The organism is Streptomyces sp. NPDC018947, from assembly GCF_044390505.1.
Taxonomy (GTDB): domain Bacteria; phylum Actinomycetota; class Actinomycetes; order Streptomycetales; family Streptomycetaceae; genus Streptomyces.
Genome location: NZ_JBIRZD010000015.1, coordinates 32560 through 58223 on the forward strand (window position 1 = coordinate 32560; position 25664 = coordinate 58223).

Annotated in this window: 25 protein-coding genes; 12 read left to right on the forward strand and 13 right to left on the reverse strand. The window is 74.5% G+C overall.

Translation table 11 applies throughout. From position 1 onward, the window contains the following. Positions 1 to 20: 20 nt before the first annotated feature. The gene (locus ACH499_RS26105) at positions 21 to 1991 is read left to right on the forward strand and encodes a helix-turn-helix domain-containing protein (protein WP_399018687.1); all 1971 of its coding nucleotides are present in this window, start codon (positions 21 to 23) and stop codon (positions 1989 to 1991) included. Positions 1992 to 2035: 44 nt separating this feature from the next. On the opposite strand, the gene ACH499_RS26110 is transcribed toward ACH499_RS26105, so the two are convergent. The 4 genes from ACH499_RS26110 to ACH499_RS26125 all read right to left on the reverse strand — a co-directional run bounded on the left by ACH499_RS26110 (position 2036) and on the right by ACH499_RS26125 (position 5978). Further along, positions 2036 to 3415, reverse strand: coding sequence for an MFS transporter (locus ACH499_RS26110; RefSeq protein WP_399018689.1), 1380 nt, complete (start codon positions 3413 to 3415; stop codon positions 2036 to 2038). A 110-nt stretch (positions 3416 to 3525) separates the two neighbouring features. After that, on the reverse strand, positions 3526 to 4092 hold the full coding sequence (locus tag ACH499_RS26115) for a hypothetical protein (protein ID WP_399018691.1): 567 nt from the start codon (positions 4090 to 4092) through the stop codon (positions 3526 to 3528). Positions 4093 to 4251: 159 nt separating this feature from the next. Further along, positions 4252 to 4770: a hypothetical protein gene (locus ACH499_RS26120; protein ID WP_356201475.1), complete on the reverse strand. Its 519-nt coding sequence runs from the start codon at positions 4768 to 4770 to the stop codon at positions 4252 to 4254. 224 nt (positions 4771 to 4994) lie between these two features. Beyond that, a complete protein-coding gene (locus ACH499_RS26125; RefSeq protein ID WP_399018693.1) occupies positions 4995 to 5978 on the reverse strand; it encodes an ArsR/SmtB family transcription factor in 984 nt (327 codons plus the stop codon). A 70-nt stretch (positions 5979 to 6048) separates the two neighbouring features. Here ACH499_RS26125 and ACH499_RS26130 point away from each other — a divergent pair, with 70 nt between their 5' ends. Beyond that, positions 6049 to 7269: an MFS transporter gene (locus tag ACH499_RS26130; protein WP_399018695.1), complete on the forward strand. Its 1221-nt coding sequence runs from the start codon at positions 6049 to 6051 to the stop codon at positions 7267 to 7269. A gap of 37 nt (positions 7270 to 7306) precedes the next feature. Here ACH499_RS26130 and ACH499_RS26135 read toward each other — a convergent pair whose 3' ends face one another. The 3 genes from ACH499_RS26135 to ACH499_RS26145 are packed head-to-tail and all read right to left on the reverse strand — an operon-like array spanning position 7307 to position 9731. Further along, the gene (locus ACH499_RS26135) at positions 7307 to 8164 is read right to left on the reverse strand and encodes a biotin-dependent carboxyltransferase family protein (protein WP_356201472.1); all 858 of its coding nucleotides are present in this window, start codon (positions 8162 to 8164) and stop codon (positions 7307 to 7309) included. Then, positions 8161 to 8982, reverse strand: a complete 822-nt coding sequence (locus ACH499_RS26140; protein WP_399018697.1) for an allophanate hydrolase subunit 1 — start codon at positions 8980 to 8982, stop codon at positions 8161 to 8163. Before ACH499_RS26140 ends, ACH499_RS26135 begins: the two co-directional genes overlap by 4 nt. Further along, positions 8979 to 9731 (reverse strand): LamB/YcsF family protein, encoded by a 753-nt coding sequence (locus ACH499_RS26145; RefSeq protein WP_399018699.1) that lies wholly within the window; start codon positions 9729 to 9731, stop codon positions 8979 to 8981. The genes ACH499_RS26140 and ACH499_RS26145 overlap by 4 nt, the downstream gene beginning before the upstream one ends. A gap of 197 nt (positions 9732 to 9928) precedes the next feature. Here ACH499_RS26145 and ACH499_RS26150 point away from each other — a divergent pair, with 197 nt between their 5' ends. From ACH499_RS26150 to ACH499_RS26165, 4 genes are read left to right on the forward strand one after another with little or no spacing between them, the layout of a single operon-like run. Then, positions 9929 to 10648, forward strand: a complete 720-nt coding sequence (locus ACH499_RS26150; protein ID WP_356201468.1) for a DUF969 domain-containing protein — start codon at positions 9929 to 9931, stop codon at positions 10646 to 10648. After that, positions 10645 to 11619 (forward strand): DUF979 domain-containing protein, encoded by a 975-nt coding sequence (locus tag ACH499_RS26155; protein ID WP_356201467.1) that lies wholly within the window; start codon positions 10645 to 10647, stop codon positions 11617 to 11619. The genes ACH499_RS26150 and ACH499_RS26155 overlap by 4 nt, the downstream gene beginning before the upstream one ends. 49 nt (positions 11620 to 11668) lie before the next feature. Continuing rightward, positions 11669 to 12319, forward strand: a complete 651-nt coding sequence (pcp, locus tag ACH499_RS26160; RefSeq protein WP_365597892.1) for a pyroglutamyl-peptidase I — start codon at positions 11669 to 11671, stop codon at positions 12317 to 12319. Continuing rightward, positions 12319 to 13332 carry a DUF2891 domain-containing protein gene (locus ACH499_RS26165; protein ID WP_399018702.1) on the forward strand — a complete coding sequence of 338 codons (1014 nt, stop codon included), beginning with the start codon at positions 12319 to 12321 and terminating at the stop codon, positions 13330 to 13332. Before pcp ends, ACH499_RS26165 begins: the two co-directional genes overlap by 1 nt. Positions 13333 to 13383: 51 nt before the next feature. Here ACH499_RS26165 and ACH499_RS26170 read toward each other — a convergent pair whose 3' ends face one another. Then, on the reverse strand, positions 13384 to 13866 hold the full coding sequence (locus ACH499_RS26170) for a carboxymuconolactone decarboxylase family protein (RefSeq protein WP_399018704.1): 483 nt from the start codon (positions 13864 to 13866) through the stop codon (positions 13384 to 13386). An 87-nt stretch (positions 13867 to 13953) separates the two neighbouring features. On the opposite strand from ACH499_RS26170, the gene ACH499_RS26175 reads away from it, so the two are divergent. Beyond that, positions 13954 to 14931: a pirin family protein gene (locus ACH499_RS26175; protein ID WP_356201459.1), complete on the forward strand. Its 978-nt coding sequence runs from the start codon at positions 13954 to 13956 to the stop codon at positions 14929 to 14931. Positions 14932 to 15034: 103 nt separating this feature from the next. Here the strand turns inward: ACH499_RS26175 and ACH499_RS26180 are convergent, their stop codons facing one another. Both ACH499_RS26180 and ACH499_RS26185 read right to left on the reverse strand, forming a co-directional pair. After that, positions 15035 to 15469, reverse strand: a complete 435-nt coding sequence (locus ACH499_RS26180; protein ID WP_356201457.1) for a hypothetical protein — start codon at positions 15467 to 15469, stop codon at positions 15035 to 15037. A 197-nt stretch (positions 15470 to 15666) separates the two neighbouring features. Continuing rightward, on the reverse strand, positions 15667 to 16665 hold the full coding sequence (locus ACH499_RS26185) for an ArsR/SmtB family transcription factor (RefSeq protein WP_399018707.1): 999 nt from the start codon (positions 16663 to 16665) through the stop codon (positions 15667 to 15669). A 581-nt stretch (positions 16666 to 17246) separates the two neighbouring features. Between ACH499_RS26185 and ACH499_RS26190 the strand changes: the two genes are divergently transcribed. Then, a complete protein-coding gene (locus tag ACH499_RS26190) occupies positions 17247 to 18317 on the forward strand; it encodes an alcohol dehydrogenase catalytic domain-containing protein (RefSeq protein WP_399018709.1) in 1071 nt (356 codons plus the stop codon). Between the two features lie 39 nt (positions 18318 to 18356). Here ACH499_RS26190 and ACH499_RS26195 read toward each other — a convergent pair whose 3' ends face one another. From ACH499_RS26195 to ACH499_RS26205, 3 genes are all read right to left on the reverse strand, one after another. Further along, a complete protein-coding gene (locus tag ACH499_RS26195) occupies positions 18357 to 19247 on the reverse strand; it encodes a universal stress protein (RefSeq protein WP_399018711.1) in 891 nt (296 codons plus the stop codon). Between the two features lie 105 nt (positions 19248 to 19352). Next, positions 19353 to 19934, reverse strand: coding sequence for a hypothetical protein (locus ACH499_RS26200; RefSeq protein ID WP_399018714.1), 582 nt, complete (start codon positions 19932 to 19934; stop codon positions 19353 to 19355). A gap of 146 nt (positions 19935 to 20080) precedes the next feature. Further along, positions 20081 to 20533 (reverse strand): universal stress protein, encoded by a 453-nt coding sequence (locus tag ACH499_RS26205; protein ID WP_399018929.1) that lies wholly within the window; start codon positions 20531 to 20533, stop codon positions 20081 to 20083. A 306-nt stretch (positions 20534 to 20839) separates the two neighbouring features. Here ACH499_RS26205 and ACH499_RS26210 point away from each other — a divergent pair, with 306 nt between their 5' ends. From ACH499_RS26210 to ACH499_RS26225, 4 genes are all read left to right on the forward strand, one after another. Beyond that, positions 20840 to 21715 (forward strand): universal stress protein, encoded by an 876-nt coding sequence (locus tag ACH499_RS26210; RefSeq protein ID WP_399018716.1) that lies wholly within the window; start codon positions 20840 to 20842, stop codon positions 21713 to 21715. 123 nt (positions 21716 to 21838) lie between these two features. Continuing rightward, positions 21839 to 22831, forward strand: coding sequence for an Acg family FMN-binding oxidoreductase (locus ACH499_RS26215; protein ID WP_399018718.1), 993 nt, complete (start codon positions 21839 to 21841; stop codon positions 22829 to 22831). A gap of 251 nt (positions 22832 to 23082) precedes the next feature. Continuing rightward, entirely contained in the window at positions 23083 to 23772 is a 690-nt protein-coding gene (locus tag ACH499_RS26220) for a response regulator transcription factor (RefSeq protein ID WP_356201446.1), read from the forward strand. Between the two features lie 136 nt (positions 23773 to 23908). Then, positions 23909 to 25636: a GAF domain-containing sensor histidine kinase gene (locus ACH499_RS26225; protein ID WP_356201444.1), complete on the forward strand. Its 1728-nt coding sequence runs from the start codon at positions 23909 to 23911 to the stop codon at positions 25634 to 25636. Positions 25637 to 25664: the final 28 nt, after the last annotated feature.

Sequence of the window (25664 nt, forward strand, 5' to 3'; positions counted from 1 at the left end):
CGATGGGTGATCCTGTGTCCATGCCCCGTGATCACGCGCAGTCCGCCGAGCCTCTCGACCCGGGCGCCCGGGCGCCCTCCCCGCGGGCCGCGGACCGAACGCCCGGCGAGGCCGAGACGCCCTTCCTGGAACTGCTGGCCAGAGGCGCCTCGGCCGACGCCTACGAGCAGCCGGTGCTGCTCGCCCGCGCGGAGGGCGGCCCCGCCGAGCGGATCGCCGCGCTGGAACGGGCCAAGCTGCTCGCCCTGCGCGTCCGCTCGGAGCTGGAGGGCCGACGCCGCCGGGAGGCCGAGCTGTCCGCGCTGTTCGAGACCGCCCACGACCTCGCCGGGCTGCGCGACCTGGACGCCGTGCTGCGCGCGATCGTGCAGCGGGCCCGCTCGCTGCTCGGTACGGACGTGGCCTACCTCAGCCTGAACGACCCGGCCCGCGGCGACACCTACATGCGGGTCACCGAGGGCTCGGTCGCGGCGCGCTTCCAGCAGCTCAGGCTCGGCATGGGGGAGGGGCTCGGCGGACTCGTCGCGCAGACCGCCCGGCCCTACGTCACCGACGACTACTTCAAGGACGCCCGCTTCCAGCACACCCACAACATCGACGCGGGGGTGCGGGACGAGGGACTCGTCGCGATCCTGGGCGTCCCCCTGATGCTGGGGCACCACGTCATCGGCGTGCTGTTCGCCGCGGACCGTCGTGCCCGGGTCTTCGAACGCGAGCAGATCGCCCTGCTCGGCTCCTTCGCCGCCCTCGCGGCCGCCGCCATCGACACGGCGAACCTGCTCGCCGAGACCCGCTCGGCCCTCGCCGAGCTGGAACGGGCCAACGAGATCATCCGGGACCGCAGCGGCGTCATCGAACGCGCCTCCGACGTCCACGACCGGCTCGCCGAACTGGTCCTGCGCGGCGGCGGTGTCCACGACGTGGCCGCCGCGGTCTCCCAGGTCCTCGCGGGCACCGTCGAGTTCACCGAGGCCGCCGCGGCACCCGCGGGGGCCCTGGAGTCCTCCCACGCCGAAGGACACGCGGTGCGGCACGAGGACGACTGGATCGCCGCGGTCTCCGCCGGCGGCGAACTGCTCGGCGCCCTCGTGCTGCGCGGCCACCCCGGACTCGACCCGGTCGACCAGCTCACCCTGGAACGCGCGGCGATGGTCACCTCCCTGCTGCTGCTCGCCCGGCGCTCGGCGGCCGAGGCCGAGCAGCGCGTACGCGGCGAACTGCTCGACGACCTGCTCGACGCCCGCGACCGCGACCCGCGCCTGCTGCGCGACCGGGCCGCCCGGCTGCGCGCCGACCTCGACGCCACGCACGTCGTCCTCGCCGCCCGCCTCGACGCCACCGCGCCGGACGCCGACCAGGAGGCGGACGCCCGCCGGCGTCTGTGGGCCGCCGCCTCCCACCTCGCCGCGACCCGGCACGGACTGGCCGCCGCCCGCGACGGCGGCACCGTCCTGCTCCTGCCCCTCGACGCCCGGGGCACCGCGACGGACCTGGCCCGCCGCACCGCACGGGCGCTGGGCACCGCCGTCCACGAAGCGGTCACCGTCGGCGCCTCCGCCCCCGTCGGGGATCTCGCGGCCCGCCCCGAGGCCGTGGCCGCCGCCTACGCCGAGGCCAGACGCTGCCTGGACGCGCTGCGCCTGCTGAACCGCTCCGGGGACGGCGCCGCCGCCGAGGACTTCGGCTTCCTCGGTCTGCTGCTCGCCGGCGACCGGGACATCGCGGGCTTCGTCGACCGCACCATCGGCCAGGTCGTGACGTACGACGAGCGGCGCGGCACCGAACTGCTGCGCACCCTCGACGCGTACTTCGCCTGCGGCATGAGCCCCGCCCGCACCAAGGACGAGCTGCACGTGCACGTGAACACCGTCGCCCAGCGCCTCGAACGCGTCGGCCGCCTCCTCGGCGACGACTGGCAGAGCCCCGCCCGCGCCCTGGAGATACAACTGGCCCTCAGACTCCACCGGTTGTCGGGCCCCGCACAGCACTGACCCCCGCACGCGAGGGCGTACGGGGGTCGGGCGGCGGGGAGGCGTCAGGCGGTACGCGCACCGGTGGCGGGGGAGTCGGCCGGCTCCTCGGCGGCCCGGTCCGCCGGAGCGACGTCGCTCAGATCGCGGTGGCGGGTCTCCTTGGCCACCCACACGGCGACCAGCGTGAGGAGGGCCGAGGCGATGACGTAGAGGGAGATCGGCGTCGAACTGTCGTACTCGGACAGCAGCGCGGTGGCGATCAGCGGCGCGGGGGCGCCCGCCGCGACCGACGCGAACTGGGCGCCGATGGAGGCACCGGAGTAGCGCATCCGGGTCGCGAACATCTCGGAGAAGAAGGCCGCCTGGGGCGCGTACATCGCGCCGTGCAGCACCAGGCCCACGGTCACCGCGAGGAGCAGGCTGCCGAAGTTTCCGGAGTCGATCAGCGCGAAGAACGGGAACATCCACAGCCCGACCCCGGCCGCGCCCAGCAGGTACACGGGCCGGCGGCCGATCCGGTCCGACAGCGCGCCCCAGGCCGGGATGACCGCGAAGTGCACGGCGGAGGCGATCAGCACCGCGTTCAGCGCGGTCTGCTTGGAGACGTCGGCCGCGGTGGTGGCGTAGACGAGGATGAACGCGGTGATGACGTAGTAGCTGATGTTCTCCGCCATGCGGGCGCCCATCGCGATCAGCACGTCGCGCCAGTGGTGGCGCAGCACGGAGACCAGCGGCAGCGACTCGGCGCCCGTCTTGCGCGCCTCCGCGTTCGCCAGCGCCTGCTTGAAGACGGGGGACTCGTCGACGGACAGGCGGATCCACAGGCCGACGATGACGAGCACGCCGGAGAGCAGGAAGGGGATGCGCCAGCCCCAGCTCGTGAACGCGGCGTCCGACAGCACGGCCGTCAGCAGTGACAGCACACCGGTCGCCAGCAACTGGCCGGCCGGCGCGCCGGTCTGCGGCCACGACGCCCAGAAACCGCGGCGCCGGGCGTCGCCGTGCTCGGAGACGAGCAGCACGGCGCCGCCCCACTCACCGCCGAGCGCGAAGCCCTGGACCAGCCGCAGCACGGTCAGCAGCACGGGAGCGGCCGTGCCGACGGTCGCGTGCGTCGGCAGCAGCCCGATCGCGAAGGTCGCCCCGCCCATCATCAGCAGGCTCAGCACCAGCAGCTTCTTGCGCCCGAGCCGGTCTCCGTAGTGGCCGAAGACCAGAGCGCCCAGCGGACGCGCGGCGAAGCCGACGGCGTACGTCAGGAACGACAGCAGGGTGCCGACCAGCGGGTCGGAGTCCGGGAAGAACAGCTTGTTGAAGACGAGGGCGGCGGCGGAGCCGTAGAGGAAGAAGTCGTACCACTCGATCGTGGTGCCGATGAGGCTGGCGGCGACGATGCGCTTGAGGTTGTTCGGGGCTGGCGGAGCGGTCGCGGGCGACGACATCGGCACCACTTCCTGACGTTCGACGGGGACGTTTGCGTGTCGCCATACCGTAGGAACGGGCAGGTCAGGGGCGTATGTGGTGGGACAACATAGTTCCGGGCCAGGATGTGTCAGACCTTGTAGTAGTCGCGCAGGTCGTCCATCACCCTGGAGAACGTCTCCCGGGCCTTCTTCTCGGGGTCGCCGGGCAGGCCGGGCCGCCGGCCGGGCAGGCGGATGTCGACGAAGTACCGGCCCACGGAGCCCCGTGCCTGGTAGCCGGCGCTCTCGCCCCGGCTCAGATAGGCCGAGCAGAACCCTTCTCCGTCGGCGTAGCCGAGGTACAGACCGGGATCGTCGCGGGTGGTGGCGCAGGACCGGCGTCTGAGGGCCTCGACCGCTTCCGCGCTGTCGCCGACGGTGACTTCCATGGAGAACGGCGTCCACCAGTCGCGCTCGTCGTTGGCACTCACCCGGCACTGGCCGCGGCCGTCCTTGTGCCACGCGCCCTGGGCCTCGGCCTCGGTGCCCTCCTCGAAACGCAGATCCAGGGAGCCGGCGGAGATCCGCCCGCCGCAGCGCTCGGCCAGGTCCTTCTCCACCGCGCCGGGTCCCTCGTCCCCTCCGCAGGAGGTCAGGGTGGCGGCCAGCGCGAGAGCCGCACCGGCCGCGAGGATCGCGTGTATGCGTCGTGTCACGGAACGTAGCGTACGAGTGATCGCCGAGGTGTCAACACGGTGGCGTACAAAGGGCGTTGCAGAGGGGACGAGGTGCCCCTCGTAGCCGGGTACCTCGTGGGGCGGGGCCGCCGGGGGACGGGGAACGGCACGCGTGCCGCTCCCCGTGCGACGGCTCCGTTACCAGCCGGCCTTCACATTGCCGTACGACTGCCGGCAGGTGGCGTTGGTCGCCTCGACGGACAGCTTCTCCATGGCCTTGCTCCAGACCTTCTTGGCCACGGTCTCCAGACCACGGGTCTCCGTGGGAAGGGTCGGGGAGTACTTCTTGAACGTGCCGATGGCGGCGGTGGTGAACTTCGTGCAGACCAGGCCGTCGGTGGTCTGGTAGCGGCTGTCCAGGTCCCGTGCCACGGCCGCGCCGTTCGCGGTGGCCCACGTGTTCCAGGCCGCGCACGCGGTCTCCGTGAACGCCTGCTGGTCGGCCTCGCCGAGCGCGGCCAGTTCGTCGAGGAGGGCGTTCTTGGCCTTGTCGGGGGCCGTGAACTGCTGGACGGGGAACTTGCCCTGGAACTCCAGGAGGGCCGACTGGCAGGCGCGAGGCAGCTCCACCGCCTGCGCGGGGGAGTGCGCCGTCAGCAGCGAGGCGGACATCACGGCGGCGACGGCAACGCGCCGGAAGACACGACGGACGGTCATTGCGGGGGGTGCTCCTTGTGAGGACGACGGTGTCCGGAAAGGGCTCAAACAGCGGCCCACTCACGTAAACGGCCGAAGTCCCCGCAGGTCACGCGCCTGTTCACCGGGCAGGGGCGCGGTGGGCGCCGAGATCCCGTCGTGATCCTTCGCGCCCGGGCGCTGCGCCGGGGCGTACGCCGACGGACGCGCGCAGACCTGCCGCACGCACCACGCCACGCGCCCCGTCACGCCCGCCCGCCGCCGGTGCCGGACGCCTCCACGAGGACCTCGCCCGCCGCCGTCCGGACGTACAGCACCGACCGCCCGGACCGGCGCCGCTCCACGAGTCCCGCGTCCAGCAGCACCCTCAGATGCCGGCCCACCGACCCCAGGCCCTGCCCGGTCACGGCCACCAACTGCGTCGTGCTCAGGGGCGTTTCGAGCAGCGCGAGCACTCCGGCCCGGGCGGTGCCGATCAGCGCCCCGAGGGCGGCGGGGACGGGCCGGCGGTGGTGGTCGCCGGCGAGCACGCCGAGGCACGGGTAGACGACGGCGTAGCGCTCCCCTCCCTCCCACGACACCCACCCGGTCCGCGGCGTCACCGGCATGAACAGCAGCTCGGCGCCGGCGGCGATCCGGCGCGGTGGATTCGCGTGCGCGTTGACCTGGAACCGGCTCTCCCCGAGCCACCGGACCCCCGGCTGGAGCGAGTCCAGCACGGCCGCCCAGCCGCCCCGGCTCACCCGCGCCGTACGCGCGACGACGTCGGCCTCCAGGACGCGCCGCCGGTGTTCCCAGTACGGCAGTACGGTCTCCTCCCACACGTACGCCAGAAGCGCCGCCGCCCGCTCGGGCAGGTCGTCCCGCTCCAGGACGGCGGGCAACCGCCCCCGCAGGGACACGCGGAGGTCGGCCCGCGCCTGCCCGGCCCCGGCCGCCCGCACCCGGGCAAGGGTCTCCTCGAAGCTCTCCCCCTCGCACGAGGTGGGGCAGAAGAAGTCGGCGATCCAGGAGGTGCCGAGCGCCGCCCGCACGAGCGGCGCGGACACGGGGTCGGCGGCGAGACGCGCGCGGTAGCCGGGCAGGTGGACGCGCAGCCAGGACTCCTCGCCCGGATGCGCTCCGGTGCCGGTGTGCAGCAGCTTCAGGCCGGCGAAGGTCTCGGCGAACGGGGAGAGCACGAACCGGCTGCGGGCCAGGGTGTCGGTGCCGATCTGCCACAGGCCCATGCCTCACCCACCTTTCGCGTGTCGGCGAAACAGTAACCACGGCCCGCCGGCCGCGCCGAGACTGCGGCGCATGCGCAGCTACCGAACCCTGTTCCGCACCCCGGAGTTCACCCCGTTCCTGCTCTCCTTCGCCGGCTCCGCCGCGGCCCAGACGATCGGCGGCCTGGCCCTCGGCACGCTGGTCTTCCGGGCCACCGGCTCCCCCTTCCTGTCGGCGGTCAGCATGTTCGGCCCGCAGCTCGCGCAGTTGCTCGGGGGCGCGTTCCTGCTCTCGGGCGCCGACCGCCTGCCCCCGCGCGCCGCCCTGTGCGGCCTCTCCCTCGCCTTCGCGGCGGGCACCGCGGTCCTGGCCCTGCCCGGCCTGCCGGTCTGGGGCGTCTTCGCCGTCGTGCTCGTCCAGGGCCTGGTCGCGTCGCTGGGCGGCGGAGTGCGCGGGGGGCTGCTGAACGAGATCCTGTCCAAGGACGGCTACGTACTGGGCCGTTCCGTCTACAACATGCTCTGGGGCCTGACGCAGGTCGCCGGGTTCGCGACGGGCGGCGCCCTGCTGACGCTCCTGTCCCCGCGGTCCTGTCTGCTCCTCGCGGCGGCGCTGTACGCCCTGTCGGCCCTGGTCACCCGGCTCGGCCTCACGGCCCGCCCGCCCCGGTCCTCCGGCCGCCCGTCGGTCTCGGCGACCTGGCGCACCAACGCGGTCCTGTGGTCCTCGCGCCCGCGCCGCCTGACGTACCTCGGGCTGTGGGTCCCCAACGGTCTCGTGGTCGGCAGTGATTCGCTCTACGTCTCCTACGCCCCCGAGGCCGCCGGGACGCTGTACGCGTGCGGGGCGCTGGGCATGTTCGCCGGTGACCTGGCGGTGGGCCGCCTGGTGCCGCCCGCCGTGCGTGCCCGGCTCGCCACCCCGCTGCGCCTGCTGCTGGCGGCGCCCTACCTGTTCTTCGTGCTGCGGCCGGGAGTGGCGCTGTCGGCCGTCGCCGTCACCGTGGCCTCCGTCGGCTTCGCCGCGAGCCTGGTCCTCCAGGAGCGGCTGATGGCGCTCACCCCCGACGACCTCACCGGGCAGGCCCTCGGCCTGCACGCCACCGGCATGACCGCCCTGCAGGGCGTCGGCGCCGTCGTGGCGGGCGCGCTGGCCCAGGTGACCTCGCCCGCGACGGCGATGACGCTGATGGCGGCGGCGTCCATCACCGTGACCCTGACCCTCGCCCGGCTGGGCGGACGAGGCGACGCGCGCCGTCCGGCCGTCGCGGGCCGGCCCACGGACACCACGGCCGCGGACGGGGCGGGCTGACCCGGCCCGGGCATGTCCGCACGCCGTACGGGCCGCCTCAGCCGAACGTGAAGCGCACCGGCGTCCCGACCGCCGCCTGGGCAGCCGCGGCGAGGGCGGACTCGGCGACGACCGCGATGACCGGGTAGCCGCCCGTCGTCGGATGGTCGTGCAGGAACACCACGGGACGCCCGTCCGGCGGGACCTGCACGGCACCGAGGACCATGCCCTCGCTGGGCAGTTCGCCCTCCGTCGCCCGCCGCAGCGCCGGCCCCTCGGTGCGCAGGCCGATGCGGTTGCTGTGCGGGGAGACGCGGTACGTCGCCGCGGTGAACGTGCCGAGCGCGGCCGGGGCGAACCAGTCGGCGCGCGGGCCGGGGCGTACCGGCAGGACCAGCTCGGCGGGCGGTCCGGGCCAGGGCGCGGCGACGGGCGGCGCCACCTGCCCGGCGGGGGCTCCCACGGGCAGGACGTCGCCGTCGCGCAGCGGCCGCGGGCCGAGCCCGGAGAGCAGGTCGGTGGAGCGGCTGCCGAGCACCGGTTCGACGGCGATGCCGCCCGCGACCGCCACGTACGCGCGCACGCCCGCGGTGACGGCTCCCGCGTCCAGAACGGCGCCCGCCGGAACCCGTACCGGCGCGCCCCAGGGCGCAGGCCGCCCGTTCACCGTCACCGGGCAGGGGGCGCCGCCGACCACGGCGGTGACGTCGCGGTCGGGCCGCAGGGCGCAGCCGGTCAGGGTGGTCTCCAGGACGGCGGCGTCGGGGTGGTTGCCGAGCAGCCGGTTGGCGAGCCGCATGGCGTCCGCGTCCAGCGCGCCGGAGCGGGGGACGCCCAGGTGGGCATGGCCGCGCCGGCCCGCGTCCTGCACGGTGGTCAGGGCGCCGGCGCGCACCGTCGTGAGCCCGGCCGTCATGCCGCGCCCTCCTCGTCCGGCACCGGGACGAAGCGCACGCGGGTCCCCGGGGTGAGCAGCGCCGCCCGCTCCCGCGCCGGGTCCCACAGCTCGCCCGGGTCCGGCATGGTGCCGATGAGCTGCCAGCCGCCCGGCGTGGAGCGGGGGTAGACCGCGCTGTACGGGCCGGCCAGCGCGACCGCCCCGGCCGGGACGCGGGTGCGCGGGGTGGCCCGGCGCGGCACGTGCAGGGCTTGGGGCAGCCCGGTGAGATAGCCGAAGCCGGGCGCGAAGCCGCAGAACGCGACCCGGTAGGTGTGCGACGAGTGGAGGCCGGCGACCTCGCCCGGGGCGACGCTCCACAGGGCCGCCACGTCGGACAGGTCCGGCCCGTCGTAGCGCACGGGGATGTCCACCGTCTCCCCGTCGTCCGCCGTCCCCGGTGCGATGTCCCAGCCGGCGATCCGGCGGGCCAGCGCCTCCGGGTCCGGCACCCCGTCCAGGAGCACGGTCCGGGCGCCGGGCACGATCTCCTCCACCGGCGGCAGCGTCCCCGCCGCGCGGCGGCGCAGCAGCTCCGCGTGGAACGCCGCGGTGCGCTCGGCGTCGGGCAGCTCGACCAGCAGGGCGTGGTGCCCGGCGGGACGGATGGTGAGCGCCGGGGTGGGGTCCGTGCGCGGTGGGGCGGGGGGCGTGGACGCCGGGGCGCGGTCGGTGAGCGGAGGGGCGGGGGGCCTGGACACCGGGGCGCGGTCGGTGAGCGGTGGGGCGGAGAGCGTGGAGACCGGGGCGCGGTCCGTGCGCGGCGAGGCAGGCGTGGACGCCGGGGTGCCGCTCATGCGAACGCCCCGACCCCGACCCCGGCCGCCTCCAGCGCCTCGCGCACCCGTGCCGCGATCCCGGCGGCGCCCGGGGTGTCGCCGTGCACGCACAGGGAGCGGGCGGCGACCGCGACGGTCGTCCCGTCCACCGCCTCGACGGCGCCGTCCACCGCGAACGCCACCGCGCGCCGCACCACCGCGTCCCCGTCCGTCACCACCGAGTCCGCCGCGCGGCGCGGGACGAGCGTGCCCCCGGGCGTGTAGGCGCGGTCAGCGAAGGCCTCGGGGACGCCGGTGAGGCCGGCGTCCCCCGCGGCGGCGAGCAGCCGTGAGCCCGGCAGTCCGAGCACGGGCAGCGATCCGCCCGCGAGACGCACGCCCGCCACCACGGCGCGGGCCTGCCCGTCGTCGTGGACGGTTCGGTTGTAGAGGGCGCCGTGCGGCTTCACATAGGCCACCTCGGCCCCGGCGGCCTCGGCGAAGACCCTGAGGGCGCCGATCTGGTAGGCGACCTCCGCGGCCAGTTCCTCCGCGGGGACGTCCATGGCGCGCCGTCCGAAGCCGGCGAGGTCGCGGTAGGAGACCTGGGCCCCGATGCGCACTCCGCGTTCGGCGGCGAGGTCGCAGACGCGCCGCATCACGGAGGGGTCGCCCGCGTGGAATCCGCAGGCGACGTTGGCACTGGTGACGACGGAGAGCAGGGCGTCGTCGTCGGTGAGGGTCCAGCGGCCGAAGCCTTCACCGAGGTCTGCGTTGAGGTCGATCACGCCCTGAACGTAATGGATTGTTGAACGATTCCACAAGAGTCGAGGATCTAGCCGTCACCTCTTGTTAGATCGTTGAACGATCGTCTAGTGTCCGTGCATCTACCACGTACCCGGGTGGCGGTCCGAGACCGCCGAAGCGCCGACTGAGCAGCTCCCGGGGCCGTGTCCTGCCCCCGATGCCTGAAGAAGGCCACCGAATGATCGTTCTGCTCGGTGTGGTCGTGGTGATCCTCGGATTCGTCACGCGCCGCAACCCCGTCCTCGTGGTGGGTGTCGCCGGTATCGTCACCGGACTGCTCGGCAAGATGGACCCGATGGAGGTCCTCGCGGCCTTCGGCCGGTCCTTCGCCGACAGCCGCTCGGTCACGGTCTACGCCATCGTGCTCCCGGTGATCGGCCTGCTGGAGCGCTACGGCCTGCGCGAGCAGGCCCGCACTCTCATCGGCCGCCTGGGCAAGCTCAGCGCCGGCCGCTTCCTCACCGTCTACCTGCTGGTCCGCCAGGTCACCGCGGCGTTCGGCCTGAACAGCATCGGTGGCCCCGCGCAGACCGTGCGGCCGCTGGTGGCACCCATGGCCGAGGCCGCCGCCGAACGCTCCACGGGCGCGAAGCTTCCCGACCGCCTGCGCGAGAAGGTCCGCTCCTACTCCGCGTCGGCCGACACCGTGGGCGTCTTCTTCGGAGAGGACTGCTTCATCGCGATCGGCTCCATCCTCCTGATCACCGGCTTCGTCAACTCCACGTACCACCAGGAGATCGAACCGGTCCAGCTCGCCCTGTGGGCGATCCCGCTCGCCGTGTGCGCCTTCTTCATCCACGGCGCCCGCCTGCTGCTCATGGACCGGCAACTGGAGCGCGAGATGGCGCTCGCCAAGGCCGAGCACGAACTGCCGCTTCCCGAGGGGGCCGAGAAGTGATCAAGGTCGAATGGCTGTACTGGCTGATAGGCCTCGTCTTCGTCGTCATGGCCGTGCAGATGGCCGGTGACCGCAGCAACCCCAAGCGGTGGACGTCCGCCGCCTTCTGGGGCCTGCTCGGACTCACCTTCCCCTACGGCACCGGCGTCGCCAACGCCACCGCGGACAACGGCGGCTGGACCCTGCCCGCCGAGCCGCTCGGCGTCGCCGTCCTCGCCCTGATCGTGCTCGCCGGGTTCAACTTCCTCGGCAAGGGCGTCCCGGTCACCACCACCGGCGAGCAGCGGGAGGCCTCCGCTGCCAGGCTTGGCAACAAGATCTTCATCCCGGCCCTGACGATCCCCCTCGTGGCGATCGTCTGCGCCTCCGTGCTGGACGAGTCCGGCCTGTTCGAGACCGGCAAGGCCACGCTCCTCGGACTCGGCCTCGGCTGCGTCGCCGCCCTGGTCGTCGGCATGGCCGTCACCGGCGAGAAGAAGGTCTCGGTTCCGGTCCACTCCGGCCGCTCCATGCTGGAGGCGATGGGCTCCGCCCTGCTGCTGCCCCAGCTCCTGGCCGTGCTCGGCTCGATCTTCGCCGCCGCGGGCGTGGGCGACCAGGTCGGGGACCTGGTGAACGAGGTCCTTCCGGACGACTCCAAGTACCTCGCCGTCATCGCGTACTGCGTCGGCATGTTCCTGTTCACCGTGATCATGGGCAACGCCTTCGCCGCCTTCCCGGTGATGACCGCGGCGATCGGCTGGCCCGTGCTGATCCAGCAGATGCACGGCAACGAGCCCGCCGTCCTGGCGATCGGCATGCTCGCCGGCTTCGCCGGCACCCTCTGCACGCCGATGGCCGCCAACTTCAACATCGTCCCGGCCACCCTGCTCGAACTGAAGGACCAGTACGGACCGATCAAGGCCCAGCTCCCCACGGGGCTCGCGCTCCTCGTCTGCTGCACCGTGATCATGGCGGTCTTCGCGTTCTGACCCGCCGCGAACCGGCGCCGGGCCCGCACCCTCCCCGTAAGGAAGTTCCTTGACCCGCGTCCTCATCACCGGCTTCGCCCCCTTCGGCGGCGAGGAGGTGAACCCGTCCTGGCGGGCGGCGTCCCTGGTGGCCGCCGAACCGCCCGAGGGGCTCTCCGTCACCGCCGTCGAACTGCCCTGCGTGTTCGGCGAGTCCCTCGACGCCCTGCGCGACGCCGTCCGCGCGGCCGGCCCCGACCTGGTGCTCTGCCTGGGCCAGGCGGGCGGGCGCCCCGGCGTCACCGTCGAACGCGTCGCCGTCAACATCGACGACGCCCGCATCCCCGACAACAAGGGACGCAGGCCCATCGACGAACCCGTCGTGCCGGGCGGCCCCGCCGCCTACTTCTCCACCCTCCCCGTCAAGGCCTGCGTGGCCGCGATGCGCGAGGCCGGAGTCCCGGCCGCCGTCTCCCACACCGCCGGCACCTTCGTCTGCAATCACGTGGCCTACGGACTCGGCCACCTCATCGCCACCGAGTTCCCGCACGTCCGGGGCGGTTTCGTGCACGTCCCCTGGGCGCCGGAACAGGTCACCGACGGCCATGCGCCGTCCCTGCCGCCCGCCACCGTCGCCCAGGGCCTGCGCGCCCTGCTGGCCACCGCCGCCCGCACCCCCGCGGGCCACGACCTCAAGGTGACCGGAGGAGCCACCCACTGATGCCGCTCAGCACCCACGCGACCGCGTTCGCCCGCCTCGCCCTCACCAACATCACCCGCGAGTACCCCAACTTCCCGGCCCACCTGACCGCCTCCGCCGACGAGCGGACCGAGCCGAGCTCCCTGCACCCGGCCTTCTACGGCGCCTACGACTGGCACTCCTCGGTGCACATGCACTGGCTGCTCGTCCGCCTGCTGCGCCGCCACGGCGGCACGCCCGCGCTGGTGGACACCGGGCCGGCCGTCGAGGTGCTCGACCGGCACCTCACCCCGGACAACCTCGCCGTCGAGGCCGCCTACCTGCGCGACCGCCCCTCCTTCGAGCGGCCCTACGGCTGGGCCTGGCTGCTCGCGCTCGCCGCCGAGTGCCGGGCACACGGGGGAGAGGCGGGCGCCCGCTGGACCGGGGCCCTGACCCCGGCCGTGGCGGTCGTGGACCGGCTGCTGGCCGACTGGCTGCCGAAGGCCACGTACCCGGTGCGCCACGGCAACCATCCCAACAGCGCGTTCGCGCTGGGCCTCGCGCTCGACTCGGGAGAGCTGTCCGCCGCGACCGACCAGGCCGTACGGGAGCGCCTGCTGTCCTGGTTCGCCGACGACCACGACGCGCCCGCGCACTGGGAACCGTCGGGACAGGACTTCCTGTCCCCGGCCCTGAGCGAGGCCGACGCGATGCGCAGGGTGCTGCCCCGGGAGGGCTTCGCGGCGTGGCTCGACCGCTTCCTGCCCGCGCTGCGCACCGGCGGCCCCTGCGCGCTGCTGGACGTACCGGTCGTCTCCGACCACGCCGACCCGCAGATCGGCCATCTGCTGGGGCTGGCCCTCTCCAGGGCGGCCGCGCTGCGCTCCGTCGCGGGCGCCCTGCCCGACGGCCCGGTCCGCGACCGCCTGGGCGCCGCGGCCGAGGCCCATCTCGCGGCAGGCCTGCCGGCGGTGGAGCGCGGCGACTTCACCACCGACCACTGGCTGGCGACCTTCGCCGCACTGGCCCTCGACCCCGTCGCCGGCCACTGACACCGGCCCCGTGCGGTCACCCGGTCCCGCCGGGCGGGCCGGACGGGGAGGTCACCGCTCCGGCCGCACCGGGTGTCCGCTCATGGTGGACACCCGGTTGAACGCGTTGATCGTGACGGCCACCCAGATCACCGCCGAGATCTGGTCGTCCGTCAGCACCTCGCGGGCGGCCCTCGTTGCGGCCTCGCGTGCCGCCGTGTCGGCCGGGGCGGTCGTCGCCTCGGCCAGGGTCAGCGCCGCCCGCTCCACGGGCGTGAACACCTCGGTGTCCCGCCAGGCGGCCAGCACGCCGAGGCGCTGCGTGGTCTCGCCCGCGCGCAGCGCCGCCCGGGTGTGGAGGCTCAGACAGTACGCGCAGCCGTTGATCTGGGAGACGCGCAGATTGACCAGCTCCACCAAGGTGCGGTCGAATCCCACCGCGGTGGCCGTCGCGCGGACCGCCTCAGACACCCCGAGCAGGGCCTGGTAGGGCTCGGGACTCTGCTTGTCGATGAAGATCCGCCGGTCCTCGGACTTCTGCTCTGGGCTGCTCAACCTGGGGCTCCTTCGGACGCGACCGCCATGGTTCACCATTGCGGATAGTTGAAAATAAAAATATCATGAGCGTGGGAGGTGCTTTCCATGAGCAATACTGAGACAAGCCCCGTGGAAGTCCGCTGTGGGGCGGCCGACGACGGCGAACGGGACGGCGCGGCACGCGTCGAGGTGCTCACGCCGCGCGACGTGCCGCTGGGCGGGCCGCGCGCCATGACGGTCAGGCGTACGCTGCCGCAGCGGTCCCGGAGCCTCATCGGCGCCTGGTGCTTCGCCGACCACTACGGCCCCGACGACGTCGCGCTCACGGGCGGCATGGACGTCGCCCCGCACCCGCACACCGGCCTGCAGACGGTGAGCTGGCTGTTCAGCGGCGAGATCGAGCACCGCGACAGCCTCGGCAGCCACGCCATGGTGCGGCCCGGCGAGCTGAACCTCATGACCGGCGGCCACGGCATCAGTCACTCGGAGGTCTCCACCCCGCGCACCACGGTCCTGCACGGCGTCCAGCTCTGGGTGGCCCTCCCGGACGAACACCGGCACACCGCACGGGACTTCCAGCACCACGTCCCCGAGCCCGTGCGGATCGACGGCGCCGTGATCAGCGTGTTCCTGGGCTCCCTGGCCGGCACCGTCTCGCCGGTGCGGACCTTCACGCCCCTCCTCGGCGCCGAGATCACCCTCGAACCGCACGCCACGCTCACCCTGCCCGTCGACCCCGGCTTCGAGCACGGGCTCCTCGTGGACCGCGGGCACGTCCGGCTGGCCGGCACCCCGCTGAAGCCCGCGGAACTCGGCTACGTGGCCCCCGGCACCGCGACGCTGACCCTCCGCAACGACTCCGACGAGCGGGCGCGCACGGTGCTGCTCGGCGGGCCGCCGTTCGAGGAGGAGATCGTCATGTGGTGGAACTTCATCGCCCGGACCCACGAGGAGATCGTCCAGGCCCGCGAGGACTGGATGAAGGGCAGCCGTTTCGGTGAGGTCGAGGGGTACGACGGGGCTTCACTGCCCGCCCCGGAGCTGCCGAACGCACCGCTGAAGCCGCGGGGAAGGGCGCGCTGACCCGCGGACGCACGGGTCCTGAACCACGGGGCCGGTGACTGCCGCCACGCCCCGCCCGGCGCGCCGCGCACGTTCCGCCGCGCCGGGCCTCGGCACGTGCCGGTCAGTCCACGTGACAACGCCCCGCGCTGAGTTCCCGGACCGCGGCGCGGACGCGGTCCTGGGGGAGGCCGTCGGCCGGGAGGTGGATCTGCAGGGCGCTGCCCTGGTCGGCCGCGAGCCGGGCCATGAGAGCGGCACGGAGGAAGCCGCCGCCGCGCCGGTAGCGGTCCGGGTCCCGCGGCAGGACGTACAGGTAGTCGAACCCCCCGCCCCCGAGCCGGGCGATCCACAGGCGGTCGACCTCCGACCACGGCACGAGCACCTGGCGCCGGTCCCAGGCGAAGGCCTTCAGGCGGACACCGTCCGTGGTGAACGCGGGGTCGCCGCCCCGCATCGCGGCCGCGGCCAGCGCGGAGGCGAGCAGGAGGGCCGCGGCGCACGCACCCGCCGCCGTGCTGCCGGGCACGTGGAAGACCCTCAGCACGACCGAGAGCACGCCGCACCCGGCGCAGAGCCCGAGGAACGCCGACAGCCTCCGACGGGGCGACTTCCCCCGTGGGATTCTCATCTCGAGCCGCGGCACGTCGACCACCCGATCCCCCTTCGCCCGTTCGGCGTCGAGGATCTTAGCCGTGTTCCGGCCGCCGCTGCGAGCACGGGGGGAAGCGGGCGGGCCCGCCGTTCCGCGCCCGCCTACCGGCTCTTCGCCAGCCGGGACCCTTCGGGCGTACGGCGGTACAGCACCGATCGGCCGGACCGGGCGCGGACGACGAGGCCCGCCCGGTGCAGCACACCCAGGTGGTAGGAGACCGTCGCCGGGCTCAGGAAGTGACGGGCCGCCAACTGCGCGGTGGAGGCGGGGTGTGTCAGCGCGGCGAGCAGCCCGGCGCGGGTCGGGCCGAGCAACTGGGCCATCTCGACGGAAGGGGCGGCCGGGGCGATGGTGCCGGCGATGGCCCCGGCACGTACGGGACAGACCAGCGTCGGGGGCCGGCTCTCCTCGCGCGTCGGGTCCACGCCCACGCCCGGCCGGGGCGCGACGAGCGACGGCACGACGACCACCAGGGGCACCGGCAGCGCGATCCGCAGACGGCTCTCGACACGCAGGGTTCCGTCGGCCCACGCGATGTCGGGATGCAGGGAGTTGAAGAGCCGCGCCGCGCCGTGCCCGGCCAGGACCCCGGCACAGCGGCCGACCTCCGCGTCGAGGGCGGCCTTGGCGGCCTCCCAGTGCGGGGCGAAGACGAGTTCCCAGTAGCGCCGCATCTCCGTCGCGGCCTGCCGGGCCACGTGCGCACCGCCGCGCGCCATGGCCCGCCGCACGCCCGTCGGCAGCTCGGAACCGGCGAGACCGTTCAGCGGCCGCCCGACGCGCAACGCCTCCAGTTCGCTCAGGACGCGCTCGGGCGGGGTGCACCGGACCTGCTCCAACTGCTCCTCGACCGTCGGGGAGGGCCCGGAGGGATGCGGGCTGAGGAAGTCGGGCACGTATCCGGACCCGTCCAGGGCCAGCTCGGACAGCAGCGGCAGGCGGGCCCGGCGCAGTACGCGCCGCGCGCGGGCGACCCACGGATCGGCGTCGGGGGACGGCTCCAGGCCCCAGGGCAGCAGCGTCGCGACGACCTCGTGCAACGGCGAGACGGCGAGGCGGGAGCGCGCGAGCCCCGCGGCGTCGACGGTGAGCTCGATCATGACCCTCCCGCTGCCCGGTCGCGCCGGCCCGCGACCCTCCCCTTCGAACCTGGTCGAATCGTGGCACAGAACGTCGCCCCGGCAGGCCCGATCGGCCCAGGCCGAGGGAGCGCGGGCACAGGGCCGCCGTGCCGAAGACGGCCCGCCCGACCGCCGCCCGCGCCCGCCCGCGACGACGAGCACGGGGCGTCGGACCGGCCGGCGAGCACACCTCGTCGCGTGGATCCCGTCCACAGACCGACGACCGGACTCACGACCTCACTCAGGCCCCATGTCCGCTCCAACGGCCGTCACCAGCGCTTCTCCTGACCGGAGGAGCCGGCGTCGGCCCCGGCGGCCGCGTCCCCCGCGGATACAGGGGGCGTCGGGGCCTGAGCGATCGGTTCGCGCGGTCCCGGGCGCGCGTCACAGGGGCCCGGAGTGCGCCGGCGACGGGCCTTCGGGGCCCCGGGCGAGCGGACCTCCGCCGGTTCCGTGAAGCTGGAGGGGTGGGCGTCCGCCGTCGCGCCGGCTCCCTGGGAGCCCTCGGCGGCGATGCCTCCCCTGCACCTCGGACCATCAGCGAGAGGGTGAGGAACGAGATGAAGGGTTACGTGTTCCACGGTCCCGGGAGCTCCGCCTGGGAGGAAGTGCCCGACCCGCAGCTCAAGGAGGCCACCGACGTGGTCGTCCGGGTCGACGCCGTCACGATCTGCGGGACCGACCTGCACATCCTGAAGGGGGACGTCCCCGAGGTCCGTCCCGGCACCGTCCTCGGCCACGAGGCGGTCGGCGAGGTGGTCGAGGCGGGCGGCGACGTGCGCACCGTGCGCCCGGGGGACCGGGTGCTGGTGTCCTGCATCACCGCCTGCGGCAGGTGCCGCTACTGCCGGGAGGGCGTGTACGGCCAGTGCCTGGAGGACGGCGGCTGGATCCTCGGACACCTGATCGACGGAACCCAGGCGGAGTACGTCCGCGTTCCGTACGCCGATCTCTCCGTGCACCCCCTGCCCAGCACGGTCACCGACGCGGACGCCGTGCTGCTCGCGGACATCTTCCCGACGGCCTACGAAGTGGGTGTCCTCAAGGGAGGCGTACGCCCCGGGGACACGGTCGTCGTGGTGGGCGCCGGGCCCGTGGGACTGGCCGCCGTCGCCACGGCCCGCCTGTTCGCGCCGGAACGCGTCATCGCCGTGGACGTGGCCCCCGCCCGGCTGGAGGCGGCCAGGAGCCTCGGCGCGGAGGCCGTGGCCGACACCCGGGAGGCGCCCGAGCAACTGGTCATGGACCTCACCGGGGGACTCGGCGCGGACGTCGTCGTCGAGGCGGTGGGCGTGCCGGAGACCTTCGAGACGTGCACGCGCATGGTGCGTCCCGGCGGACGCGTCGCCAACGTCGGTGTGCACGGCAAGCCGGCGACGCTGCACCTGGAAGACCTGTGGATCAAGGACGTGACCATCACCACCGGTCTCGTCGACACCCACTCCACCCCCACGCTGCTGCGCATGGCCGCGGCCGGCCGGCTGCCCCTCGCCGAACTGGTGACCCACACCTTCCCGCTCGAACGCATGGAGGAGGCCTACGACGTCTTCTCCCGCGCCGCCGACACCGGCGCCCTCAAGGTCGTACTGGGCGGCCCCCGGCGGGACCTGGTCGCCACCGGCACCGGATGAGACGCCCGAGGTCCGTCCGTGGGGTCCCCGCGGCGCCGCTCAGCCGGATGCGGCGGGCGCCACCCGTACGACGACGAGGGGGCACCGCGCGTGGTGCAGGAGCGCGTGGCCGACCGACCCCAGGAGCAGGCCGGCGAAACCGCCCCTGCCGCGCGCGCCGACGACCATGAGCTGGGCGTCCGCGCTCGCGTCGATGAGGGACCGGCGTACGTGACCCACGAGCGGCAGGCGACGCACGGGCACGTCCGGATACCGGTCGCGGGCTCCGGCCAGCGCGGCGTCGATCACGTGCTCGGCGTTCGCGCGGAGGCGCCTCTCGTCGCGTGTCACGAACGGCGGGTCGGCGGGGCCGTCGTAGGCGTCCGGATCGCCTTCCCCGGTCACGTGCGCCGCCAGCAGGTCCGCCCGGCGCAAGGACGCCTCGGCGAAGGCGAACCCCACGGCGGCCGCGGAGGCGGATCCCTCGTCGACGGCCACCAGGACGGGCCCGTCCGGGTCGTCCCGTCCCCGGACCACCAGGACCGGGCAGCGGGCGTGGGCGGCCAGGTGCCCGGCGGTCGAGCCGAGCAGCAGGCTGCCGAAGGTGCTCAGCCCACGGTTGCCGACCACCACGAGGGACGCCGTGCGCGAGGCGATCTCCAGCACCGTCAGCGGCTCGCCCACGGTGACCTCGCGGGACACCTCGACCCGCGGAGCCACCCGGTGCGCCAGCCGTTCCGCCTCCGTGAGGGTGCCGTCCACCAGCTCACGCGTGCCCGTCGCGCCGGGATGCCAATGCGGGGCGCCGGGAGTCACGTGCGGGACGGCCCCGCCGAAGGCGTGCACCAGCCGCAGTTCCGCGCCGCGCAGTGCCGCCTCGTGCGCCGCGAACCCGACCGCCTTCCGGCTCGACGGGGAGCCGTCGACTCCCGCCACCACTGGTCGCGTCATGACCGTGCCCCTTCCTTCGGAGCGGCCGACCGGACGTCCCGTCGCGCCCACGGGTACCCACGTCCGCACCGGGGTGCCCCGCGACCGCCTCGCGGTGCACCCCGCTCAGCTCGCCGCCCGCCCCCACAGGGACCCGATCCGCTGCCACTCGTTCTCCCAGGTGCCACGGCGCCGCCGGTCCAGCACCACCCGCGCCCCGTAGTACCCGGCGGCCGCCGCGGCCACCACGGCGACGGACGAGGCGGCACCCATGAAGGCCGCGTCCACCTCCGCCTGGGCCGCTGTGGGCGGCGCGGCGGCCAGGTGGCCCCGCTGGTCGATCCACACCGTCACCCGCGAGCCGGCCTTCAGCCCCTCGTCGACCGAGGCCCTGCCCGAGTGCCGGGTCCCGTCGGGCGCCGTCCAGCGCACGGTGGCCCCGGCACGGTCCCCCGTCGCCGCGCCGACCCTGCCGTGACCGACGGCGTCCGCGGCGAGGGTGGCCGTGACCTCGTGGCGCTCCGCGCGCCGCTGTGCCGCCGCGCTCGCGGTGGCCTGGGATCCGAGCACTCCCGCGACGGGGCCCGCCACCACGACGACGAGCCAGGTGATCAGCAGGATCCAGCCCTCGAGCACGTCCTCGCGGCGGCGCAGCGGATTGCGGCGCCACCGCCACAGGAACCGCCGCATCGTTGTGTCCTCACGCATCGTGCCCACCTCCGGCCGTCGTCTCCAGCCTGGCGCCGGGACGGGCCGGGGTGCAGGGGCCGTTCGGGCACGGTTCACGGTCCGTCCGGGCCGATCGGCCCCGGTCCGGGCGTGCCGGGGGACGGCGGGGCGGGCGGCGGGAGGGATCAGTGCGCCGGATCCTTCTCCTGGCGGACGACGACCACGGGACAGGCCGCGTGCTGGGCGCACCGCTGGCTCACCGAACCCAGCATCGCCCTGGCGAAGGCGCCCCGGCCCCGACGCCCCACCACGAGGATGTCGGCCCCCTCCGACGCGCGGATCAGCGCCTCCGAGGGGTCGCCCTCGACGAGGACTTCCTTCAGCCCCGGCGGCCGCTCGTCCGGGAAGACCGCGCCCAGCTCCTCCGCGAAGCGCTCCCGCGCCTGCTGGAGGTCGAAGTCCGGGTCGATGGCCGGTCCGGTGAAGCCCGCGGCGGACGGGGTGTCCCAGACGTGGACCGCCTCCACGACGCCGCCGACGGTCCGCGCGTAGCGGTCCGCCCAGCGCAGCGCGGCGTGCGAGGACGGGGACCCGTCGACACCGACGACCACTCTTGGTACCGCCTCGGAGGACTGCATGGTCACCTCGCAGAAGTGTGGGCCGTGTGTCCACGCTGCCCGGCGCCGCCCGGCCGCGCCAGTCGACGGGCGGGGGAGGAGCCCGCCCACGGCCTCCTGGCGGACGATCCGGGCCGCCCGGGCGAGGCCCGCGCCGCGGCGGGGGGAACGCGGATGCTTCGGCGGCAACACCTTCGGTACTCGTGCCCCGGGCCGAAGGTCCCGCACAGGGGCCTGATCGCCTCTGCCGATACGGGCGGCCGCGGTGGGACCGTGAAGGGACAGCCCCTTCCCGCACGAGGTGACAGAGAGAAGGCGGTGGGGACGATGACACTTCCCCTGGTCGTGGGCGTCGACGGGTCGGACGGCAGCCTCCGGGCCGTCGACTGGGCGGTGGACGAGGCCGTGCGCCGCGGCCTTCCGCTGCGCCTGGTCTACGCGTCCCTGTGGGAGCGGTACGAGGGGGCGCTGCCGAGCACGGGCCAGGGGCGCCCGGCGGAACGGGTGATGGCGGACAACATCCTCGGCTCCGCCGTGGAACGCGTCCGGCACCACGAACCGGCCCTGAAGGTGTCCACCGCGACGGTGCCCGCCGAGGCGGCGTCCGCACTCCTGGACGAAGGGCGGTACGCCACCGCCGTGGTCACCGGCTCGCGCGGCCGCGGAGGACTGAAGGGGGCCCTGCTCGGCTCGGTCGGCCTGGCCGTCGCCGCCCGCTCCTCCTGCCCCGTGGTGGTGGTCAGGGGCGACCGGGCCGCACTGTCCGGCTCCCACGAGCGCGTCCTGCTGGGCGCCGGGGACCCCGTGACGAGCCGGGAGGCCGTCCGGTTCGCCTTCCGGGAGGCCGACGCGCGCGGTGGTGAACTGCACGTCGTACGCGCCTGGAAACGCCCGGTGTACGAGGCCGCCGACCCCGGTGCGCCGGGTGAGGGCACCGGGCAGCAGCACGAGGAGCGCGCTCAGGCCGTGATCGACAAGCTCGTCGCCGAGGCGGCGGCGGAACACCCGGACGTACGGCTGCGCACGGCGGCCGTCGAAGGGCCTGCGCGCAGGGTGCTGGTGGACCGCTCGGCCGCCGCCGACCTCGTCGTCGTCGGCACACGGCGCGGGCCGGGGCACTTCGGCCTGCAGCTCGGGCGCGTCGCCCACACCCTGCTCCAGCACTCGGCCTGCCCGGTGGCGGTCGTCCCGCAGGTGTGGTGACGCCGCGGGCCGCCCGCGCACACCGGGGCCGGACCCGGGCCGCCGGCGTCGCACCGGCGGAACAGGCGGAGTACGCGGACACCCGGTGCGCGCCCACCGCGGCCGGGGCGCAAGGAGGACACCATGGCCCGGATCCACCTCGACGAGAAGACGGTGACCGCGTTCGTGGCCGAGGCCACCGCCGCGCCGTCCATGCACAACGCCCAGCCGTGGCGCTTCCGCTACGTGGCCGCCGAGCGTCTGCTGCTCCTGTACGCCGACCCGGAGCGGGCCATGCCCCGGTCCGATCCCGGCGACCGGGCGCTGCACATCGGCTGCGGGGCGGCGCTGTTCAACCTGCGCGTCGCCGCCGCGCACGCCTCCTGCGCGCCGCGGACCCGGCTGCTTCCCGACCCGCGGGACCGCCTGCTGCTCGCCGCCGTGCGTCTGGCCGACCCGGGGGAGGCTTCGCGCGACGAGGACCTGCGGCGGCTGCGCGCCGCGATCCCGCAGCGGCGCACCAGCCGCCACCCCTTCTCCGAGGAGGACGTCCCCGAGGACGTCCGGGCCGCCTTGCGGGAGGCCGCGGCGCGGGAGGAGGCGGTGCTGCTCTTCCCCGGCCGCTGGCATGTCGAGACCCTGCTCGATCTGGTCCGTGACGCCGAGAGCCGCGACCTGATGAACCCGGCCGCCGACGAGGACCTGGTGCGCTGGACGAGGACCGGCAGCGAGGCCGCCACGGCGTCGGACGGTGTCCCCGAGTACGCGTTCGGGCCGCGCAGGAGGGACGGCAGGGCCCCCGTGCGGGACTTCGCCGGGCGGGCGCCGGTGGCGGACCGCGGCAGCACGGTCTTCGAGCGCACCCCGCACCTGGCCCTGCTCAGCACCCGCGGCGACGGTCCCGCCGACTGGCTCAGGGCCGGTCAGGCACTGGAGCGCGTCCTGCTGGAGAGCACCCTGGCCGGACTGTCCACCTCCCTGACCTCGCACCCCCTGGAGGACCGGGAGCTGCGCCTGCTGGCCCGCGATCCGCGGGCGGGCATGGGCCACGTGCAGATGGTGCTGCGCCTCGGCTACGGACCCAGGGGCCCCGGCACACCCCGCCGGCCCGTGCGGGACGTACTCGAGATCACCTGACGGCCGCCCCGGCGTCGGCCGTCGAGCCGGACTCCCCGGGCGGAACCGGGGACGGCGGACGGAGGGACACGAGGTGATCGCCCGCCGGGGCCCGACGGTACCGTTGAGGGAGCGCCGCAGCCGGTGCCGGCCCGCGTGGACGGGGGGACCCGGAGGACGGCGGAAGAGGGCCGACCGGCCCTGGTCACAGGTCCCGTGTTCCGGGAAGAATCCCTCGCTGGACCCGATCCCACCGACAAGGAGCACATTCGATGGCGGACCGAGAGCAGGCCGGCCCCGACACCCCGATCCGCGTCTTCCTCCTCGACGACCACGAGGTGGTACGCCGCGGGGTGCACGACCTGCTGAGCGACGAGCCCGACATCGAGGTCGTGGGCGAGGCCGCCACCGCCGACCAGGCCCTCGCCCGCGTCCCCGCCCTGCGTCCCCACGTGGCGGTGCTGGACGTGCGGCTGCCGGACGGCGACGGCGTCACCGTCTGCCGCGAACTGCGCTCCCGCCTGCCGGAACTGGCCTGTCTGATGCTGACCTCGTTCGACGACGAGGAGGCGCTGCTCGACTCGATCATGGCGGGTGCCTCCGGCTATGTGCTCAAGCAGATCCAGGGCTCCGACCTGGTCTCCGCCGTGCGCACCGTGGCCCGCGGCCAGTCGCTGCTCGACCCCAGCGCCACCACCAAGCTCATGGCCCGCCTGCGGGGCGGACAGCCGCAGGAGGAGCCGGACACGCTGCCGGGCCTCACCGACCGGGAGCGCGAGATCCTCGCCCTGATCGGCGAGGGACTCACCAACCGGCAGATCGGCCAGCGCCTCTACCTGGCCGAGAAGACGGTGAAGAACCACATCTCCCGCCTGCTCGCCAAGCTCGGCGTGGAGCGCCGCATCCAGGCCGCCGTACTGGCCACCCAGGCCCGCGACCGGGCACGCGGCGAGAGCCGCTGACCTCCGGCCCCCTCGGACCCGTCCCGCGGTCGTACCGCCCCCGCCACCGCGACTCCCGCCGTGCCCGCCCCCGGCCGATACTGTGACTGGTGAACGGAACGGCGTTCCCACACCACAGGGGCTTGGAGGATCAGCAGTGGAAGGATCCGAGGCGGGAGAAGCCCGGATACGGCTGCCGCAGTTGCGGCTGGACGAGCTGCTGGACGAGGTGCAGGCACGCCTGGACGCCGCCCGCGGCACCCGGGACCGGGTGCGCAGCCTGCTGGAGGCGGTGCTGTCGGTCGGCCGCGAACTGGACCTGGAACAGGCGCTGCGCCGCATCGTGGAGGCCGCCGCGGTCCTGGTCGACGCCGAGTACGCGGCGCTCGGGGTGATCGGACCGGACGGCAAGAGGCTGTCCGACTTCCTCACGGTCGGCGTGAGCGACGAGGTGGCCGCGCGCATCGGTTCCTACCCGGAGGGCCACGGCATCCTCGGCGAACTGATCCGGCACCCCGAGCCGCTGCGGCTCGCCAAGCTGTCGGAGCACTCGGCGTCGTACGGCTTCCCCGCCCACCACCCGCCGATGAACACCTTCCTCGGCGTCCCCGTCCTCGTCCGGGACCAGGTGTTCGGCAACCTGTACCTGACCGAGAAGCGGGGCGGCCAGGAGTTCGACGAGGACGACGAGTCGGTCCTGTCCACCCTGGCGGTGGCGGCCGGCGTGGCGATCGACAACGCCCGGCTCTACGAGGACTCGCGGCTGCGCGAGCGCTGGCTCCAGGCCAGCGCGGAGATCACGCACAGCCTGATGTCCGGTGCCGGACAGGGGCAGGTCCTCAAGCTGATAGCGGAACGGGCGCGGGAGATCACGGGCGCCGCGCTCGCCGCGATGTCCACGCCCGTGCAGGACACGGACACGCTCACGGTGGAACTCGCCATCGGACAGGGGGCGGACGCCCACCGCGGGCTGGTCCTTCCCCTCGAGGGCACCCTGACGGGCGAGGCGTTCGCCAGCGGTGCGCCCGTCAGCAGCCAGGACGTCTCCCGCGACCAGCGGGTGTCGGCCGGGCCCACGAGGTTCACCGGCCTCGGCCCCGCCGTCGCCGTGCCCATCGGCGCCGGCGAGCACATCCGCGGCGTGGTCCTGCTCGCGCGGGAGGCGGGAGCCCGGGACTTCTCCGACAAGGAACTCGATCCCCTCAAGAGCTTCGCCGCGCAGGCCGCCCTCGCCATGGAGCTGGCCGAGCGGCGGCAGGACGCGGAGCAGATCGCCCTGCTGGAGGACCGCGACCGGATCGCGCGGGACCTGCACGACCTGGCCATCCAGCGGCTCTTCGCCACCGGCATGACCCTGCAGAGCGCGGGCCGCTTCGTCGAGCACGCCGGGGCCAAGGAGCGGGTTCTGCGGGCCGTGGACGACCTCGACGAGACGATCAAGATCATTCGCTCGACGATCTTCGGTCTGCGCACCCGTGACGACGAGACGGCCCCCGGTCTGCGGGCACGCGCGGTGCGGGTGATCGGACAGGCCGCACCGGTGCTGGGCTTCGCGCCGAGCGTGCGCATGGAGGGCCTGCTCGACACCCACGTCACCAGGGAAACCGCCGATCACGTCGTGGCCGTGCTGTCGGAGTCGCTGACCAACGTCGCCCGGCACGCCCGGGCGGACCGTGCCGACGTGACGCTGGAGACCGACGGCAGGAGCGTCCGCCTCACCGTCACGGACAACGGCGTCGGCATCCCGGCCGGGGGCCGCCGCAGCGGTCTGGCCAACATGGCCGAGCGGGCCCGCAAGCTCGGCGGCGACCTGGAGTGGAGCTCGCCCGACGGCGGGGGGACGAGGCTGGTCTGGCACGCGCCGGTGGGCGGGGCGCAGGCGTGACGGGGCGGCGCCCCGGCTCCCGCCCCGG